Below are 763 nucleotides of genomic sequence, written 5' to 3' on the forward strand. Positions count from 1 at the left end.
CCAAACCGTTCGGTGGTGGGTGTCGAATCCCTTGCATCGACCGGGAGACACCCGGAAGCGCTCACCAGCCGCAGGTTGCTGGTTCTCCACCCCTTTCCGGGGTGTGTTCGGCGCGCACGCAGCACATCGCGCCGAGCGCGACGACGAAAGGAACGCATCTCATGCGCAAGTCCATGAAGACCTCGATCACCCTCGCCACCACGGGCGCCCTCGTCCTGACCGGTGCTGCGTTCGGTGTGACCTCCGCGAACGCGTCGACGCCGAACGTGCAGACGGTGTCGTCGTCGTCGGAGGCGTCGGAGATCCCCGCGCCGGTCGCGAGTGTGCCGGAGGTCCTCGGTGGTGACACCTCCGTCGCCCTGGACAGCAGCTTCACGGACGCGTTGGCGTCGCTGAAGCTGACCCCGGGTGTGTCCGGTGACGCCACGCTCGAGGACGGTGCGGTGTCGTTCCCGATCAGCGCCGGTTCGGTGACGTACTGGTCGCCGGATGGTGACTACCGTCCGTACGTGCAGGGTCTGCTGAACCACGACGACTCGGGTCTGACCCTGCAGGCCGGTGACACGACGGTGACGTTGGAGAACTTCGTGGTGAACCCGGGCTCGTCGAAGCTCTACGGTGACGTGCTGGTCAACGGCAAGGTCGCCGCGTCGGACGCGTACCTGTTCGAGCTGTGGGGTGGGTCGCTGAAGCCGCTGCAGCTCGAGGGTGACAACGCGGTCCTGACCGGCACCACGGTCCACGTGTCCGAGGACGCTGCCGG

At 67.0% G+C, this 763-nt stretch carries 1 protein-coding gene; it reads left to right on the top strand.

Translation table 11 applies throughout. The annotated features are described in order from the left end of the window. Positions 1-161: 161 nt before the first annotated feature. On the top strand, positions 162-763 hold a 602-nt coding region (locus tag DEJ23_RS15305; RefSeq protein WP_111241088.1), incomplete at its 3' end, for a hypothetical protein.

It is taken from the genome of Curtobacterium sp. MCSS17_008 (assembly GCF_003234185.1).
In the GTDB taxonomy this organism is placed as follows: Bacteria; Actinomycetota; Actinomycetes; order Actinomycetales; family Microbacteriaceae; genus Curtobacterium.